16 protein-coding genes are annotated in these 15,646 nt (G+C 65.7%); 3 read left to right on the top strand and 13 right to left on the bottom strand.

Annotation, left to right across the window (positions count from 1 at the left end):
• Nucleotides 1-472 precede the first annotated feature (472 nt).
• The 3 genes from FHS28_RS21975 to FHS28_RS21965 all read right to left on the bottom strand — a co-directional run bounded on the left by FHS28_RS21975 (nucleotide 473) and on the right by FHS28_RS21965 (nucleotide 2,643).
• Nucleotides 473-832, bottom strand: a complete 360-nt coding sequence (locus tag FHS28_RS21975; RefSeq protein WP_184295419.1) for a hypothetical protein — start codon at nucleotides 830-832, stop codon at nucleotides 473-475.
• A gap of 215 nt (nucleotides 833-1,047) precedes the next feature.
• Entirely contained in the window at nucleotides 1,048-2,097 is a 1,050-nt protein-coding gene (locus FHS28_RS21970; protein WP_246410460.1) for an MBL fold metallo-hydrolase, read from the bottom strand.
• A 63-nt stretch (nucleotides 2,098-2,160) separates the two neighbouring features.
• A complete protein-coding gene (locus tag FHS28_RS21965; protein ID WP_088453989.1) occupies nucleotides 2,161-2,643 on the bottom strand; it encodes a hypothetical protein in 483 nt (160 codons plus the stop codon).
• 84 nt (nucleotides 2,644-2,727) lie between these two features.
• Here FHS28_RS21965 and def point away from each other — a divergent pair, with 84 nt between their 5' ends.
• Both def and FHS28_RS21955 read left to right on the top strand, forming a co-directional pair.
• Nucleotides 2,728-3,264, top strand: a complete 537-nt coding sequence (gene def / locus FHS28_RS21960) for a peptide deformylase (RefSeq protein ID WP_088453988.1) — start codon at nucleotides 2,728-2,730, stop codon at nucleotides 3,262-3,264.
• A 121-nt stretch (nucleotides 3,265-3,385) separates the two neighbouring features.
• Nucleotides 3,386-5,440: a DUF6600 domain-containing protein gene (locus FHS28_RS21955; RefSeq protein ID WP_088453987.1), complete on the top strand. Its 2,055-nt coding sequence runs from the start codon at nucleotides 3,386-3,388 to the stop codon at nucleotides 5,438-5,440.
• A 20-nt stretch (nucleotides 5,441-5,460) separates the two neighbouring features.
• Here the strand turns inward: FHS28_RS21955 and FHS28_RS21950 are convergent, their stop codons facing one another.
• The 5 genes from FHS28_RS21950 to FHS28_RS21930 form a co-directional block, all read right to left on the bottom strand.
• The gene (locus FHS28_RS21950) at nucleotides 5,461-7,416 is read right to left on the bottom strand and encodes a MacB family efflux pump subunit (protein ID WP_088453986.1); all 1,956 of its coding nucleotides are present in this window, start codon (nucleotides 7,414-7,416) and stop codon (nucleotides 5,461-5,463) included.
• Nucleotides 7,416-8,609: an efflux RND transporter periplasmic adaptor subunit gene (locus FHS28_RS21945; RefSeq protein WP_088453985.1), complete on the bottom strand. Its 1,194-nt coding sequence runs from the start codon at nucleotides 8,607-8,609 to the stop codon at nucleotides 7,416-7,418. Before FHS28_RS21945 ends, FHS28_RS21950 begins: the two co-directional genes overlap by 1 nt.
• Before the next feature lie 10 nt (nucleotides 8,610-8,619).
• Entirely contained in the window at nucleotides 8,620-10,032 is a 1,413-nt protein-coding gene (locus FHS28_RS21940; protein ID WP_088453984.1) for an efflux transporter outer membrane subunit, read from the bottom strand.
• 169 nt (nucleotides 10,033-10,201) lie between these two features.
• Complete coding sequence (locus FHS28_RS21935) at nucleotides 10,202-11,422, bottom strand: alpha/beta fold hydrolase (RefSeq protein ID WP_088454145.1); 1,221 nt, start codon at nucleotides 11,420-11,422, stop codon at nucleotides 10,202-10,204.
• A 74-nt stretch (nucleotides 11,423-11,496) separates the two neighbouring features.
• Nucleotides 11,497-12,192 (bottom strand): arylesterase, encoded by a 696-nt coding sequence (locus FHS28_RS21930; protein ID WP_246410458.1) that lies wholly within the window; start codon nucleotides 12,190-12,192, stop codon nucleotides 11,497-11,499.
• Between FHS28_RS21930 and FHS28_RS21925 the strand changes: the two genes are divergently transcribed.
• Nucleotides 12,191-12,886 carry an ABC transporter ATP-binding protein gene (locus FHS28_RS21925; RefSeq protein WP_088453983.1) on the top strand — a complete coding sequence of 232 codons (696 nt, stop codon included), beginning with the start codon at nucleotides 12,191-12,193 and terminating at the stop codon, nucleotides 12,884-12,886. The genes FHS28_RS21930 and FHS28_RS21925 overlap by 2 nt on opposite strands.
• A 57-nt stretch (nucleotides 12,887-12,943) precedes the next feature.
• On the opposite strand, the gene FHS28_RS21920 is transcribed toward FHS28_RS21925, so the two are convergent.
• The 5 genes from FHS28_RS21920 to FHS28_RS21900 form a co-directional block, all read right to left on the bottom strand.
• Nucleotides 12,944-13,306, bottom strand: coding sequence for a DUF2185 domain-containing protein (locus FHS28_RS21920; RefSeq protein WP_088453982.1), 363 nt, complete (start codon nucleotides 13,304-13,306; stop codon nucleotides 12,944-12,946).
• Nucleotides 13,307-13,376: 70 nt separating this feature from the next.
• The gene (locus tag FHS28_RS21915) at nucleotides 13,377-13,937 is read right to left on the bottom strand and encodes a hypothetical protein (protein WP_088453981.1); all 561 of its coding nucleotides are present in this window, start codon (nucleotides 13,935-13,937) and stop codon (nucleotides 13,377-13,379) included.
• Nucleotides 13,938-14,156: 219 nt separating this feature from the next.
• Nucleotides 14,157-14,519 carry a hypothetical protein gene (locus tag FHS28_RS21910; protein ID WP_184295416.1) on the bottom strand — a complete coding sequence of 121 codons (363 nt, stop codon included), beginning with the start codon at nucleotides 14,517-14,519 and terminating at the stop codon, nucleotides 14,157-14,159.
• A complete protein-coding gene (locus FHS28_RS21905) occupies nucleotides 14,516-14,854 on the bottom strand; it encodes a hypothetical protein (RefSeq protein ID WP_088453979.1) in 339 nt (112 codons plus the stop codon). Before FHS28_RS21905 ends, FHS28_RS21910 begins: the two co-directional genes overlap by 4 nt.
• Nucleotides 14,855-14,935: 81 nt before the next feature.
• Nucleotides 14,936-15,364 carry a hypothetical protein gene (locus FHS28_RS21900; protein ID WP_246410457.1) on the bottom strand — a complete coding sequence of 143 codons (429 nt, stop codon included), beginning with the start codon at nucleotides 15,362-15,364 and terminating at the stop codon, nucleotides 14,936-14,938.
• Between the last annotated feature and the right edge of the window lie 282 nt (nucleotides 15,365-15,646).

Here is a 15,646-nt window from a genome sequence, read left to right as displayed (position 1 = left end):
CCGGGCTGTGAGTACGCAGCCTAAGCTCTCGGTCAACCGGACATGCTTGACGGCCCGCCGGTTACCTCCAACGTTGAACGACAGCGTTCGGGCGTTGACGTCCCGATGGCCCGCCGCCTGCCGTCCGGGCTGCGCTATCCGCGCCACCATCTTCGCTCCGCAGAAAGCTTCTCTCGCACCTTTGGATCTGCCGGACCCGTGCGGCGAATTTCCCAGGCTTCCTCCACGCTCAGCTTTCGAACGCCGCAATGTCGAAGACTACATGAGCGAGGATATGTACCGTCAATCAAAGAAATACCAGAGATGTCATCCTGCTCGTAGTCCACTGAGACACACAAGACAGGGTGAAAAGCGCAGTCTTCGTAGATGTCCCCCACCGAGAGAGCGGGTCGGTCACGGGCACGACGCCTCTCCTCTTCAAACTCAGTCTGGGAGACGGGCTCTTCTTTGTTCATGATGGAAGGGTTAGGCATCACTGTCGCGAGAACCAAGCTTTGGTCTTTGGATTGCAAACCATAGACCAAAGAATGACGCAGCATGCAGCCATGACTAGTGCGATCAGGACTTGTGCTATGCCTGTGTAGGCACCGTGAAACTTTGGATTTGGGTAGAAGAACGCGTTAAGTGCGATCTCGGTGAAGGCAACCCATTGCATAAACCGCCAAGCCCATGCAGACCGGCGCATGAACAGAACCGCAACTGTTAGGAAAAGAAGCATCAAGGCTGGCGACGTGAATCTCGGGATACCTGTTTCATACAGCGGTGCCAATGCTGCCATTGCGCCGCGAGAAGCGATGTACAGGATGCATGCAATGAGAAGGTGTTTGGGCATGATGCCTAAGAGTTTATCCAGCACGCCGTGCCGGTTAACTCCGAGCGCTGCCGTTTAACCAAGCGTGCGACGGGCTTGGATGCTCCGATTGATCCTCTACGACGGTTGGACCTCATGCAGTCATCGTGAGCGCGATTCGTGAGCGCAAGGACACCGATCAACGAAGCCACCGTTGGAAGGGAATCAACCTGCCGTGCCGGGACGCTTATCTGTGTTTAACGTGTCGGGAGCTTGTCAAGCTTGTCCAGCCACACGCCGAGCCCCTGCGCATTGAGCTCAACGTCCATCGTCAGCAGATGGGCGACCCGTTCCGGCGTCATGGCATCGGGCGGCATCGCATCCACCAGATGCGCCGCCACGCCGCGCTGATACAGCGCCAGCAACTCGCGCTTGAGCGCCTCATGCCGGTCCGATGCCTCACGCAATGACATCGCAATGGCAGCCATCTCCCGGATCTGCGAGACGAGCAGTTGCGCCAGCCGCTGTACATCCGCGGCATCCCGACCCACCGCGCCGTAATGGGTGAGATACATCCGCTGCGGCTGCGCGGCGAGCATCCGCTCGATCGACGCGATCAGCGCATCCGGCTCGAACTGCACCGGCGTGCTGGTGGGCAGGATCCAGGCGCGGCCGTTGGTATCGTCAAACTCGCGATAAGACAGGCCGAAGGTATCGCCGGTGAACCAGCCCCTGCTGACCGGATCCCAAATGCAATGATGATGGCGCGCATGACCCGGGGTATCGATCAGACGCAGTTCGCGCTGGCCGAGCGTGATTCGCTGTTCGTCGGTGCTGGCGACGGTACGTGCTTCCGGCACGCCCACCAGCGTGCCGTAGGAGCGCTGCATTTCTTCCTCGCCATACACGGCCAGCGCGCCGGCCCACAGCGCCGAGGGGTCGACCATGTGGCGCAGGCCGCGCGGGTGGACCAGCAGACGTGCGGTCGGCAGCTGTTCCATCAGCGGGCCGACGCCGCCGGCGTGGTCCAGGTGCACGTGGGTCGGGATGACCCAATCCACCGCCTGCGGCGAGAGGCCCAGCGCTTCCAGCGTGCCGAGCAGGCGTGGCACCGCGTGACGAGTGCCGGTGTCGATGAAGGCCGCACGGCCGTCGTCCACCATCAGGTAGGCGGCATCGAAGTGATCGCGCTGGAAAGCGGTGTCGATGGCGTAGATGCCGTGGCCGAACTCCTGGGCATAAGACGGCAGCTTCGACGATGTCGAGGGCGTTGACGGCGAGGTCGAGGGCAGGGCATTGGCGGGCAAGATGTCTCCTTGCGTGTCTGTTGTTGTGGTGCTGTCGATGGCAGCGACGCTGCGGCCGTACTGTCAGCGTAGCGTCCGCAGCCAGTGCACAAACGCCATCAGGCGCATGTCCGGCATCGGATCAATCCGTTCCAGGTTGTCCGCCAGCAGGCGGGCCCGCAGGAACTCACCGCGTTCACCGGGAATCGACCGGGCTGCTGCCAGCGTCTGCGGCCATGCAGCGCCGCAGACCCTTCGGGCGTCGCTGACGCGCACGAAAAATTCGTGGTCCAGGCGCCGTACGGTCACCGGCACCCCCCGGAATTCCCGCCAGCGACCTTCCTCCGGCCGCAGTGCAGCGCTGCGTGTGGACCGAAACAGAAACGCCGTGAGATCCATCGCTGGCGACGCCAGCATCACCGCGCCCAGGCCGATCAGGTTCACCGCCGCCAACACCGCCATCATGGCATTACCCTGCGTCCACCCGCGCACCAGCAGCGCCACCAGCGCGCCGACCACGCCAAGGCGCACGGCCAGCGACAGCCATCGCTTCCAGGCTGTGTCCATGCTCCAACCTTGTTCCGAAAGATGCCTGGAGTTTCCGGCAAGATGCAGGGTTTCGCCACGAGACAACCCCTCGGAGACAAAACGATGGCCGTGAAACCAATCCTGAAGATGGGCGATCCCCGTCTGCTGCGAGTTGCCAAGCCGGTCGAGCACTTCGACACCCCGGAGCTGCGGGACCTGCTGCAGGACATGTTCGACACGATGGTGGCCGCCAATGGGGCCGGCCTGGCCGCGCCGCAGATCGGCGTGGACCTCCAGGTGGTGGTGTTCGGCTTCAACCGCAATGAGCGTTATCCGGAAGCGCCGCCGGTGCCGATGACGGTGCTGATCAATCCCACCATCACGCCCATCGGCGACGAGCAGGTGGACGGATGGGAAGGCTGCCTGTCGGTGCCAGGATTGCGTGGCATGGTGCCGCGTTGGCAAAAGATCCGTTATCAGGGGTTTGATGCGAAGGGCGAAGTCATCGACCGTGAAGTGGATGGCTTCCACGCGCGGGTGGTGCAGCATGAATGCGACCACCTGGTGGGCATGCTGTACCCCATGCGAATCAAGGACTTCACCCAGTTCGGTTTTACCGAAGTGCTGTTCCCGGGGATGGATCCGCGAAGCGACGACTGAGGGCGCCGACAGGTTCCCCGGTTGCCTTGACGAGCCCGCAATAGCGCGTCAAGTTGTAAGCAGACGTCCACCATTTCGTGTCCAGATCGTTAAACAGACTCCTACCGGCGGAGCCGTTCGCATGACCGTTTTGTCGTTCTCCTCGCGCCTGTCTCAGACCCGCCAGGCGGCCGCCGTGCCCGACGGTGGCCTGCGCGGTCCGTCGCCCTCGGGGGCGCGGTCAGGCGTCGGCCCGGCCGCCACCGGCTGGACGCGCCCGCTGACCGGTCTGTGCGCCACGGCAGTGGCAGCGATGCTAGCGCTAACCACCGGCTGCACGGCCCTGGCCGAGCCGCCCGAGCAGGGGCGCCAGAGCGTACAGGGCATCCAGGGCGATGTGCCCACCCGCGCCGGCCGCGTGGCCGAGGTGAGCAGTGGCGTCTGGATCTACGACCCCGATGGCCGTGAATGGCTGCAGTTGCAACGCAACCAGAGCGTCGGCGAAGGCGACCGCATCCGGACCGACGAGCGCGCTGGTGTCACGCTGACGATTGGCTCCAGCACCCTGTGGGTGGATGAGCGCTCCGAGATTGAATTCAACGCGCTGGCCGAACAACGGGTGTCGGTGCAGATCGTGCGCGGCGGTGCCGGTGTACGGCTGCGCTCGCCGCAGGCTGCCGACGAGTGGACCTTCCAGACCCTGGAAGGTCGGGTCTCCTTCGAGCGTGAGGGCCTCTACCGCGTCAGCCAGCTGGATCGCGGCACCCAGACGCAGGCGTGGCAGGGCAAGCTGCGCTTTGATTCCCGCGCGATGGATGTGCCGCCGGTGTTCATTGCGACCAACGAGCAGGCCGAGTTCTGGTGGGACAACGGCCCGCGTACCGAACGCCAGCCGCTGCAGCGGGACGCTTTCGCGCAGATCCTGCTGACCGACGAACGCGCGGCCATCGCTCTGCCGGTGCCGGCAAATGTCGTGTCGCCGGAGATGACCGGCGTCGAAGAACTGAGCCGTTACGGCACCTGGCAGCAGTCTCCCGAATACGGCCAGGTGTGGGTGCCGACCACGGTCATCGTGGACGACTGGGCCCCTTACCGCTACGGTCGCTGGGTCTGGAGCAGCCGCTGGGGTTACACCTGGGTGGACGACATGCCCTGGGGCTTCGCCCCCTTCCATTACGGCCGCTGGGCCTACTGGGGGAACCGCTGGTGCTGGGTGCCCGGGCCCTACGAGCCGCGGCCGGCCTATGCGCCCGCCGTGGTGGGCTGGGTCGGTGGCGCCGGCCTGAGCATCAATGTATGGAGCGGCGGCCGACGCCCGCCGCCGCCACGGTATGGCGCCTGGGTGCCGCTGGCCCCGCGCGAGGCGTATTACCCACCGGGCCGTTATTCCAATGACTACTGGCGCCGGGTGAATCCGCGCATCGAGCCGGGCCGCGTGCCGCGCCCGAATGATCCGGTGCCGCCGTTCCGATATGAACGTGAACACGGCGGACTGTTCAATCCCAGCCGGCCGGTGACACGACCGCTGCCGGTGGTCGAGCCCCGCACGCCGATGCGGTCGGGGCCGGATCGTCCGGGCGGTGTCGCCGGTGGCCGACCCGACGGCCGCAATGACAACCGCAACGACGGCCGCTGGGACGGCCGGCCGGACGGGCGCCCGGGGGGCACCCCGCCGGGCCAGGTGCGTCCGATTGCGGTGCCCGCACCGGCGCCCAACGGGGTGCGGCCCTTCACCGGCGTACCGGACAACGCCCGCGAGGAGCGCAGCCCGCGCGACGAGCGCTGGCAGCCGCAGCGGCGCGACGATGGCAATGAGCCGGGGCGTCGGGACGACGGACGCTTTGGCGTCCCGGTGCAGAACCGACCGGAGCCGCGCAATGACATGCCGCGCTATGAACCGCCGCGCAGTGAGCCGTGGCGGGGTGACGCGCGCGGTCAGCCGATCCGTGAACCGATCCGGGAGAACCGCGAGCCGCCGCGCATGGAGGCGCCGCGTCCGGTGATGGCGCCGCCGCAGCCGCAGATGCAGCCCCCGCCGCAGATGCAGCCGCAGCCGCAGGCCCCGCGGGTGGAACCGCCTCGCCGTGAAAACGGCGTTCGCCCAGTGGCCGTGCCGCCCCAAGCCGCCCAACCCGCGCGACCCGCCGCCGAGCCGATGCGGCAGCGGGGGGAGGAGCGCCGCCAAAGCGAGCGCTGAACGCGACGGGCGCGCAGCCCTCAAGGCCGCGCCAGCGCCTCCACCGGATCCAGCCGCGCCGCATTGCGCGCCGGCAGGAAGCCGAAGATGACGCCGATGAGGCTGGACACCCCAAACGCGCCGGCAATGGCCGAGGTCGAGATCATCATCTTGAACCCGGCCGCGCCGGCGAGGTAGTCAAACAGCAGGCTGACGCCGACCGCCAGCCCCACGCCCAGGGCGCCGCCGATCAGGCACACCAGCACCGCCTCGATGAGGAACTGGCGCAGGATGTCGCTCTGACGCGCGCCCACCGCCATCCGCACCCCGATCTCCCCGGTGCGCTCGGTCACCGACACCAGCATGATGTTCATCACACCGATGCCGCCCACCAGCAGCGAGATCAGCGCAATCGACGAGATCAGCAGGGTGATGGTGGCGGTGGTCTGCTCCACCGTCTTGCGGATGCTGTCGGTGTTCATCAGGAAGAAGTCGGTGCGGCCATGCCGCTGGGTCAGCAGGGTGCGGATGCCTTGCTCCGCCGCCGCATTCGGCACCGCGTCGCTCACCCGCACCGTGATGCTGCGCAGGTAGTCCTGACCCGTCATCCGGCTCATCGCCGTCGTGTAGGGCAGCCAGATGTTGATCGAGTCGTCATTGCCGAAGGCGCTGGCCTTCTTCGCGGTCACACCGACGATGCGCACTGGCACACTGCCCAGAAGAATGACCTCGCCCAGTGCGGACTCGCCGTTCGGGAACAGCGTCTTGCGGGCGTTGTCGTCGATTACCGCCACCTGCGCCTGCGCCCGCACGTCCTGCTCATCAAAGGCACCGCCCTGGGCGAAGGTGTAGCCGTAGACGCGGAAGTACTGCCCGCCCACCCCGGTGATGGAGGCAGTGACGTCCACATTGCGGTAACGCAGGCCGGCACTGACCGCCACCGAGGGCGAGACGCTGTCCACATAGTCCAGCTGCGCCAGTGCCGTTGCATCCCCGGCCCGCAGCGTGCGGATGGCCGCCGCCTTGCGGTCACCAAAGCCGCTGCCCGGCATGATGTTGATGGTGTTGGTGCCCATGGCGCTGATGTCGGCCAGCACCTTGGCACGCGTGCCCTGGCCCAGCCCCACCACCGACACCACCGAGGCAATGCCGATGATGATGCCCAGCATCGTCAGCAGCGTGCGCAGACGGTGCGCCACCATGGCGCGCAAGGCCATGCGGGCCGCTTCGGCCACGCGGCCGATCACTGCCTGCCAGGAGGCGCTCGTCGGCGCGGCGGGCGGGGCCACCTTGGTGACCGGTGCGGCTGCGTCGTCGCGGCGGCGGTCCGCCACGATGACCCCGTCGCTGATCTCGATCACCCGCTGGGCATGCGCAGCCACCTGCGGATCGTGGGTCACCAGGATGATGGTGTGCCCGTCCGCATGCAGCTCTTCCAGAATCTTCATCACCTCGCGGCCGCTGGCCTGATCGAGCGCGCCGGTCGGCTCGTCGGCGAGGATGACGTCGCCGCCGTTCATCAGCGCCCGCGCGATCGACACGCGCTGCTGCTGCCCGCCGGAGAGCTGTCCCGGCCGATGCTCCAGCCGCTCCGCCAGTCCCAGCCGCGTGAGCAGCTCCCGCGCCCGCTGATGGCGATGCTCCGCCTGCGTCCCGGAATAGATGGCCGGAATCTCGACGTTGCCCAGGGCATTGAGGTCGCCCAGCAGCTGATAGCGCTGGAAGATGAATCCAAAATGCTCCCGGCGCAGCCGCGCCAGTTCATCGGGCCCCATCGCGCCCGTCTCCTGCCCTGCGACGCGGTAGCTGCCGCGGCTGGGACGGTCCAGGCAACCCAGGATGTTCATCAGGGTGGACTTGCCGGAGCCGGACGGGCCGATGATGGCCACCATCTCGCCCGCCTCGATGGTGAGATCGACATCGCGCAGCACGGCGACGACGCCGTCACCGGCCGGGAATTCGCGGACCAGGCCGCGCAGTTCAAGCAGGGCGGTCATTACATCGGGGGCGGGCCGCGACGGCCGCCTTCATTCGGCGCTGCGTCGGCCAGCGCTTCGCTGGTCACGACCCGCTCGCCTTCCTTCAACCCTTCGAGCACCTGTGCGCGCACCCGGCTGTTCAGGCCGATGCGCATGGTGCGCGGCTCGATGCGGCCATCCGGCTGCTGCACCCGCACGGTGTAGCGGCCTTGCGCATCCTTCTTGCCGAGGGCGGCAGAAGGCACCAGGAGCACACCCTTGGCCTGGTCGAGCACGATGGTGGTCTGCGCCGTCATGTTGATGCGCAGTTGCCCGCTGGGGTTGGGCACGTCGAAGATGCCGTTGTAGTAGATGGCGCTGGTGGTGGAGGTGGAGCTGCTGGTGGAACTGGTGGTGTCCGCCAGCGTGGTGTCGCCCGGCTCGATCGCCCGCAGCTTGGCTTCGATGCGGCGGTCGGGATCGCCCAGCAGCGAGAAGTAGACCGGCATGCCCGGACGCACCCGTGGCACGTCGGCTTCGGAGATCTTGGCCTTGATGGTCATCGTGTCCAGGCGGGCCAGCTTGATGATGGTGGGCGCCGACTGGGTAGCGTTCACCGTCTGCCCCTGCTCGGTGACGATGGCCACCACGGTGCCGTCCATCGGCGCCACCACGCGGGCATAGCCGAGGTTGACCTGCGCTGTGTCGACATTCACCTTGGCCTGGGCCACCAGCGCCTGCTGGGACTCGACATCGGCGCGGGCGGTGCCCAGCGTGGCTTCGGCGGTTTCGAGATCGGCGCGGGCGCCGGCATCCGCCTCGTTCAGGGCGCGCTGACGCTTCAGCGTGAGCTCCGCCTGGGCCAGCGTGGCCCGACGCGAAGCCAGCAAGGCTTCGGCGCTGCGCAGCGAGGCCTGTGCGTCCCGCAACGCGTTCTGCTGCGTCAGGGCATCGATCTCGGCGATCAACTGGCCTTCCTTGACCTGGTCCCCCAGCGCCACATGCAGGCGTTTGACTTCACCGGTCGCCCGCGCGCCGACGCTCACCAGCTTGTAAGCGTTGATCGTGCCGGTGGCCAGCACCGACTCTTCCAGGTCGCCGCGCTCGACCACCGCGGTGGTGACCTGCGGCGGCGGGGGCGGGGAGAACCAGACGGCTTTGACGATGAAACCCAGCACCACCAGAACGACCAGCAGCAGCACCAGCCGCCCCGGCCTCAACCATGTCTTCATTCGGAAATCCTCAGGATGCAAGGGTGTTGTCATCGTTCCAGCCGCCACCCAGCACCTTGTAGAGCGTGATGCGGTTGAGCTGTTCGGTCAGGCGCAGCGTGATCAGGGACTGCTGCGCCGAATACAGCGAGCGCTGCGCGTCCAGCACGTCCAGCTGCGTGCTGCTGCCGGCGCGGTATTGCACTTCGGCCAGACGCAATTGCCGCTCGGTGGCGGCTAGCAGCGTCTGCTGGGCGGTCAGCCTATCGGCCAGCGTCGCGCGGATGGACAGGGCATCGGCCACTTCGCGGAAGGCGGTCTGCACCGTCTTGTCGTAGCTGGCGACGGCGATGTCGCGGCTGATTTCGGCTTGTCGCACTGCGGCGCGGCTGGCACCGGCGTCGAAGACCGGCAGCGAGACGGAAGGGCCGAAGGACCAGCTGCCATTGCCCGACTTGAACAGGTCGGACAAGGCCGGGCTGGCGCGGCCGGCGCTGGCGGTGAGGCTGATCGTCGGGAAGCGTGCAGCGCGGGCGGCGCCGATGTCGGCGTGGGTGGCGATGAGGGATTGCTCGGACGAGCGCACGTCCGGCCGACGCAGCAGCACGCTCGACGGCACACCCGCGGGCAGATCGACCAGGGTGCTGACCTGTGCAAATGCATCGCCGGCCTGCGGCCGGAGCGCGTCAGGCAGGGCCGTGCCGAGCAGCAGTTCCAGGGCGTGGCGGTCCTGCTCCAGCGTGGCGGGATAGGTGGCCACATCGGCACGGGCGCTTTCTACCGCAGTGCGGGCCTGCGCCAGCGCCAGGCCGGAGACGGCACCGACGGCATGACGGCGTTCGGTCAGCGCCAGCGTCTGTTCCTGGCTGGCCAGGGTCTGCTGGGCGAGCGCCCGACGTTGCAGGTCCGCCGCCCAGGTGAGCCAGGCACTGGCCACTTCCGCCACCAGGCTGATCTGCACGCTCTGGCGCGTGGCATCCAGGCCCCACAGAGACGCTTCCGCCGAGGCGCTCTGGTTGCGCACGCGTCCGAAGACGTCCAGCTCGAAGCTGGTCATCGCAAGCTGCGCAGAGAAGGCGTTCGCGGTGCCGCTGGCGTTGTCGGAGCGGGAGGCGCTGGCGCCGGCCGTGATCGTTGGCCAACGCTGCGCATCCGTCTGCACGAAGGCGGCACGAGCCTTCTCGACATTCAGCGCCGCGACGCGTAGGTCGCGGTTCTCGGCGAGGGCCAGGGCGATGGTCTCCCGCAGCCGTCCGTCATTGAAAACGCTTCGCCAGGGCAGTTGAGCGGCGTCCTGCGGGGCAGGGGTGCCTTCTTGCGGCACAGCGGCGGCGGGGCGGTGATAGTCGGGCGCCAGGTTCACGCAACCGGCCAGCGTCAGGGCCAGCACCAAGGCTGAACCGGAGCGCCAGCCCGGCCGCAGGCGCGCACGGGCATGAGTCATTCGGCAAACGTGTGTTGAAAGCGCCTCCATCATGCCGCACGGCTCCGGGCGGATGTTGGCTCAGCAGTAAAGCGACTTTGTCAGGGTTGATGCAATGCAGTGATGAATGCATTGCAATGTGCAAAAGTCACCACTCATTGGAGTGGTGAGTCGCAGAGAAGGCGCGGAATCAAGGCTTGGCGCCGCTGGCGCGCCCTGCGTCGTTCACTTCGCTCGCGTCCTTCGCATCGTTAGCGGTGGGGCGGATCGGCTGGGAGGGCGATGCGGCCTGCAGCGATTGCAGCAGCGCGGCATTGAATTCCTCCGGTGCCTCCACCTGCGGCGAGTGGCCGCGTTCCGGCAGCTCCACCAGACGGCTACCAGGAATCGCCTGCGCCGCGCGGCGACCGAGGACCGGATAGTCGCCCAACTGACGCTGCAACTCCGGGCTGGCGCGATTGGCGCCTGGGGCGGTGCGGTCCTTCTGCCCGATGATCAGGGTGGTGGGCACGCGGATGCGGTCCAGCTCATGCACCACCGGCTGGGTGAACATCATCTCGGTGGTCTGGGCCTGGTTCCAGGCGAAGGTTTCGCGGCCCGGGCCGGTGTAGAGGCCAGCCAGCATCGACACCCAGCGGCCATACGCCGGAGTCCACTGGCCGTGATAGTAGAAGCGCTGCTGGTAGGCCTTGATCGATTCAAAGCTGGTCTTGAGTTCGCCTTGATAGAGCGTGTCCACCGAGGCATACGGCACCCCGAGCGCCTGCCAGTCTTCCAGGCCGATGGGATTGACGACCACCAGCTGCTCCACGTCCTGCGGATATTGCAGCGCATACCGCAGAGACAGCATGCCGCCGATGGAATGGCCGATGACCGTGGCGCGCGCAATGTTGAGTGACTGCAGCAGTGCATGTGTGTTGGCCGCCAACTGCTGGAAGCTGAACTGGTAGCCACGCGGCTTGCTGGAGGCGCAGAAGCCGATCTGGTCCGGCGCGATCACGCGGAAGCCGGCGCCGGTCAGCGCTTCGATGGTGGACTCCCAGGTGGCGCCGCAGAAGTTCTTGCCATGCAGCAGAACGGCGGTGCGGCCATTGGGCGTGCCGCGGGGCGCTACATCCATGTAGGCCATCTCCAGCGTTTGCTGCTGGGAGGTGAAGCGGAATCGCTGCTGGGGATGGGGGTAGGCGAAGCCTTCGAGCTGCGGGCCGTAGCTGGGCTGGGTGGTGGCCCCGGTGGCTCCGCTGGCGGCGTTGATGCTGTTCGATGCGGCGGCTGGCGGTGCCTCGTGGGTGTTGGGGACAGGTGTGGCGGGCGACACTGCCAGAGCGGCGGAGGAAGCCAGGGAGGCGAAGCCGAACGACACGGCGGCAGCGCCGCTGCGCAGCGACAACGGGAAGCGACGAGACAGCATCAAAAAGTCCTGCATGAAGAGAGAGGAGGGCGTGAGGTCCAAGGGACCCGCCAGGGACACCGAGAACCGACGGTTCACAGCATCGGCCGCAATTGCTTCCAGACGTTGTCCAGCATCACCGGGTGGGCCTTGGCCAGCGGATGGATGCGGTCGGCCTGGAACCAGTCCGCGGCATCGGTGCGGTCTGCGACGCCGGCCAGCAGGAACGGCACCAGCGGCACCTTCTCCTCCTGCGCCACCGTCTTGAAGCCTGCTTCGAATTCCCGGGTGTAGCTGGGGCCCATGTTGGGCGGAATCTGCATGCCCACCAGCAGCACCTTGGCGCCCGCCGCCTTGCCGGCCTTGACCATGGCGCGCAGGTTGTCCCGCGTGCTGGCCAGGGGCAGGCCGCGCAGGGCGTCGTTACCGCCCAGCTCGATCACCAGCAAGGTCGGCTTGTGCTGCTTGAGCAGTGCGGGGAGGCGGGCCAGGCCGCCGGAGGTGGTGTCGCCGCTGATGGAGGCGTTGACGACCTCCGCGGGCAGTTGCTGCTCCTTGAGCCGCTGGGTCATGAGGGCGACCCAGCCGGCGCCGCGGGCCAGGCCGTATTCGGCGGAAAGGCTGTCGCCCAGGACGAGGATGCGGCGGGGCCCGGCATCGGCCTTGGCGGCGGTTGCGGACTTTCCTTGTGCGGCGGCAGGTCCGGCGAGAGACACCGCCAGGGTCACGGACAGGAGAGTGGCGCTAGAGTAGCGCATCCACTCACGGCGGCGCATCTGCGGTTGATTCATGGTTCTAAACATCCTCGAGGTCGATCACGTCAACAAGTCGGTGCAGGACGCCAGCGGCGTGCTGACGATTCTGCATGACATCACCTTCCAGCTGCAGGCACGGGAATCCGTGGCCATCGTGGGCGCGTCGGGCTCGGGCAAGAGCACGTTGCTGTCCATCCTGGCGGGCCTGGACACGCCCACCAGCGGCACGGTGCGTCTGCGGGGGCAGGACATGTTTGCCCTGGACGAAGACGGCCGTGCGGCGCTGCGCGGGGCGCATCTGGGGTTCGTATTCCAGAGTTTCCAGTTGCTGGGTCACCTGACCGCGCTGGAAAACGTGATGCTGCCGCTGGAATTGCGGGGCGAACGGGATGCCCGGGGTCTGGCGCGGCAGATGCTGGAGCGTGTGGGGTTGGGGCAGCGGCTGTCTCACTATCCGCGGGTGCTGTCCGGCGGGGAGCAGCAGCGGGTGGCGCTGGCGCGGGCGTTTGTGCAGCAGCCGGATCTGCTACTGGCGGATGAACCGACGGGCAGCCTGGACTTCGCCACCGGCGAGCAGGTGATGAAGCTGATGTTCGACCTGAATCGGGAGCTGGGGACGACGCTGGTGATGGTCACCCATGACCAGAACATCGCGCGGCAGTGTGACCGGCAGCTGAAGATTGCGGCGGGGCACTTGCAGGATGTGACGATGGCGGATTTGCCGGCGTGATTTGGGGCGGTGGAGGGCGCTGAGACGTCCTTCTAAGTCCATCCGCGAAGCCGGCGATCAGTCGTCAGACGGCTCGAAGTCTTGCACTTCCACAAAGTCGCCGACCCCGTCTTCCCGCTCGAAGGCCGATCCGACGGGTGCGTCCAGGAATCGAATGATGTCCGGGTCGTAGTTGGCAATGGTGTTCACGTCATAGGCGGCGTGATGGTCCGGGTTGTCCATGTACTCGTCCGATTCGAAGCCGGACAGGAACCGCCATCCGCTGTCGATGTCGTTGTCGGGCTCCTCGCGGTACATAAAGGCGACTTTTCTGCCTTCGCAGGTGATCATGTCCGTGGCGATGCAGCCGCCATGGCCCGTGGCCAAAGGTTTGATGTCGGCGGCGGGGAGCTTGAAGGGCTTTTGCGTTGGGTCGGACATTGGGGCGGAGGGGCTTGTGGGCTGGACGACCAAGAGCTCTGTGGGAATGATTGGCTTCATGCGCTGGTGGTTAGTGACGAAGTAGATTCTTCAGCTCTTCCCAGCGCCGTGTTCGGTGGTCTATTGGCCGGACACTTTCCGCGTGATCAACAAGCTCAATCGAGGTGGCGATGCCTTTCTGTCGAAGCAGCTCCTGTGCGTCGCGCACATGCCCCCGAATGCCAGTGAGCCAATCGCAATCTTCTTCGGAAAGCTCCCGCGCTCGCTGGAGCGTGCACTCCAGCGCCTTGTGCAGGTGAATGATGGCGCGCTTGTCCGAGCGGGCAAAAGCCGCTCGCAAAACGTAGTGCCGGCCCGCAGCCTTGCGAAGGTCGTATTTGTCCTGGAGATACGAATGAACCGATTCGTTGCTGCCGACGATTTCGATCTCGCCGGTTCTCACGTCGACGAGGTAAGCATTGACACCGACGTAGCACTGCGCCACGTTTCCTCGCAGCACATCGTCGGCGCTGTTCGCGCGGACGACCCAGTAGTCCTTATGCGTCGACAATGAACACGACTGCACCACGAAGGCTTCGGGGTGGTCAAGCTCATGAAGTACCAAATGGCAAGCGTCACGCTCAGTCAGCATGCCGGAAGTCTGCCATGTTTCATTGGCCGACTTCGGCTGCGAAGCTGGGGCTTGTGATGGGCGGCGGCTGTAGGCTGGGAGCGGTCGATCACGGGCTCACGGAAGACTGACAGCTCTCGACTCAAAGGCGGCATCGGCATGACCAGGTTGAGCGCCCGGAAGCGGACATCCAGCGAACCAGAGCGGGCCAGCTTCCTCCTGCTTAGAACGGGCATCGTGCTAAGACCGCCACGTTCCGACGCCGGCATGCAGAACCTTGAACGAAGACGGATGAATCATGAACGCATAGAGCTTCCCGCCCCCGGTGAGCGGCTCCGGCTTGCGTTCGGCAGTCCAGCCCCCCACGATCACAACAGAATCTTCCAGCGCAAGTGCGGCAAGCAACTCGCTACGCTCGCCCTCCGTGACATTGGGCATGCGTTTTACGAAGTCTTTCGGCATCGAAAAAACCTCTGTAGCGCAGTGCGCATGCATCGACGCTTCGGCCCATAATGGCTGGGCTGAAGCCGCGTCAATTGCCCGAGTTTCAATCTCAGGCGCGACTGATTGGGTTACGGTGTCTCCGAGAAAAGGACCGCTCATGGCCGCCGCGCGCTCCTCGCAACCTGCGGCTCGGCGGTAATTTTGATGTCGGCTTCGGTTTTCCCCAGAAGCCAAACCCGGCTGCCAATGGGAACGTGCTCCTTCCCGACACCCTGCAGCGCGCAGACAAAGCTCATTACCTTCGCTGGCGGACTCTGAAACGGAACTTGAAAATGGCAGCGGCATTCGAGCACTTCGCCATCAGGGCGGACGATGCGCACCTGATGATTTGAATCGAAGCGGAACTCCGAGACTGGAAACATCGGTGCAATGATGAGCCCCCACCCCGTCACCAAGAAGGTGTCTTCGACCGTGCAGAGCAAGACTTCGGGCATATGTTGGTGCGCCTCAGACGCGAGGGAGGAGTGCCTCGAAGCAGTCTATCGCTTGCGACCGCACCTGGCCGGGCGCTGACGTTAGGGGCGCACTTCTGGTAAGCCCCCAACCGCTACGGCTCGCGCGTAGATTTGCGCGTCCCGAGTTACCAGGAACATGGTCGGCGTTCCGGCGCCAAGCACATTCAGCGGTTGGAAGCGCGCCACTTGCTTCCAGAACTCGGTAGCTTCCAAGCAAGCTGGGTCCAGCGGCGAGAAGCCTAACCGGTTGACAAACGCTTTGTGATGTCCGAGGGGGACATCGCCGTCATAGACATACCACTCGTCGAAGCCCACCGCTGGAACGTCTGAGACGGCTTTAACCGGTGCACTTACCGCTTGGTTTCCTTGCACCGACCAGCCATGCTCAAGTTCATGCTGCGTCGGACTAAATTGACCGCTGTCGAAGGAAGCAATCAGGACGCGCCGCCCTAAGACAGCCTCAGGAATATGTGGCAGCAGGTCGTCCAAGGATGGATCAAAACCGTCCGCCCAGGTAACCACCCAATAACCAGCGTGCATTCCTGTCTTGATCATTTGCTTGCCCTAACGGGTGCCACTTACGCCGCACGATGCCAGATGCTAGATTGCAGCATGCAGACCCGAGGTAACGTGCCGCGACTGTTGCCTGAAAGCGGTCGGTCGCGAATGCCCACTGCTGAATCAACCCGGGTTTTGAGGAGGCTCAACACTCTGAGAGGATTGAGCCATGAGCAAGTCGAACAAGTTCTCACCCGAGGTGCGTGAGCGTGC

Origin of the sequence: Roseateles terrae, from assembly GCF_014192155.1 — a bacterium.
In the GTDB taxonomy this organism is placed as follows: Bacteria; Pseudomonadota; Gammaproteobacteria; order Burkholderiales; family Burkholderiaceae_C; genus Roseateles; species Roseateles terrae.
This window is presented reverse-complemented; position numbering and strand designations above follow the sequence as displayed.

What these genes read in the sequence shown, in the direction of transcription:
- FHS28_RS21975 (WP_184295419.1), bottom strand. Translation starts at nt 832, where the DNA reads ATGCCCAAACACCTTCTCATTGCATGCATCCTGTACATCGCTTCTCGC.
- FHS28_RS21965 (WP_088453989.1), bottom strand. Translation starts at nt 2,643, where the DNA reads ATGGACACAGCCTGGAAGCGATGGCTGTCGCTGGCCGTGCGCCTTGGC.
- def (WP_088453988.1), top strand. Translation starts at nt 2,728, where the DNA reads ATGGCCGTGAAACCAATCCTGAAGATGGGCGATCCCCGTCTGCTGCGA.
- FHS28_RS21955 (WP_088453987.1), top strand. Translation starts at nt 3,386, where the DNA reads ATGACCGTTTTGTCGTTCTCCTCGCGCCTGTCTCAGACCCGCCAGGCG.
- FHS28_RS21950 (WP_088453986.1), bottom strand. Translation starts at nt 7,416, where the DNA reads ATGACCGCCCTGCTTGAACTGCGCGGCCTGGTCCGCGAATTCCCGGCC.
- FHS28_RS21945 (WP_088453985.1), bottom strand. Translation starts at nt 8,609, where the DNA reads ATGAAGACATGGTTGAGGCCGGGGCGGCTGGTGCTGCTGCTGGTCGTT.
- FHS28_RS21940 (WP_088453984.1), bottom strand. Translation starts at nt 10,032, where the DNA reads ATGACTCATGCCCGTGCGCGCCTGCGGCCGGGCTGGCGCTCCGGTTCA.
- FHS28_RS21935 (WP_088454145.1), bottom strand. Translation starts at nt 11,422, where the DNA reads ATGCTGTCTCGTCGCTTCCCGTTGTCGCTGCGCAGCGGCGCTGCCGCC.
- FHS28_RS21925 (WP_088453983.1), top strand. Translation starts at nt 12,191, where the DNA reads ATGGTTCTAAACATCCTCGAGGTCGATCACGTCAACAAGTCGGTGCAG.
- FHS28_RS21930 (WP_246410458.1), bottom strand. Translation starts at nt 12,192, where the DNA reads ATGAATCAACCGCAGATGCGCCGCCGTGAGTGGATGCGCTACTCTAGC.
- FHS28_RS21920 (WP_088453982.1), bottom strand. Translation starts at nt 13,306, where the DNA reads ATGTCCGACCCAACGCAAAAGCCCTTCAAGCTCCCCGCCGCCGACATC.
- FHS28_RS21915 (WP_088453981.1), bottom strand. Translation starts at nt 13,937, where the DNA reads ATGCTGACTGAGCGTGACGCTTGCCATTTGGTACTTCATGAGCTTGAC.
- FHS28_RS21910 (WP_184295416.1), bottom strand. Translation starts at nt 14,519, where the DNA reads ATGAGCGGTCCTTTTCTCGGAGACACCGTAACCCAATCAGTCGCGCCT.
- FHS28_RS21905 (WP_088453979.1), bottom strand. Translation starts at nt 14,854, where the DNA reads ATGCCCGAAGTCTTGCTCTGCACGGTCGAAGACACCTTCTTGGTGACG.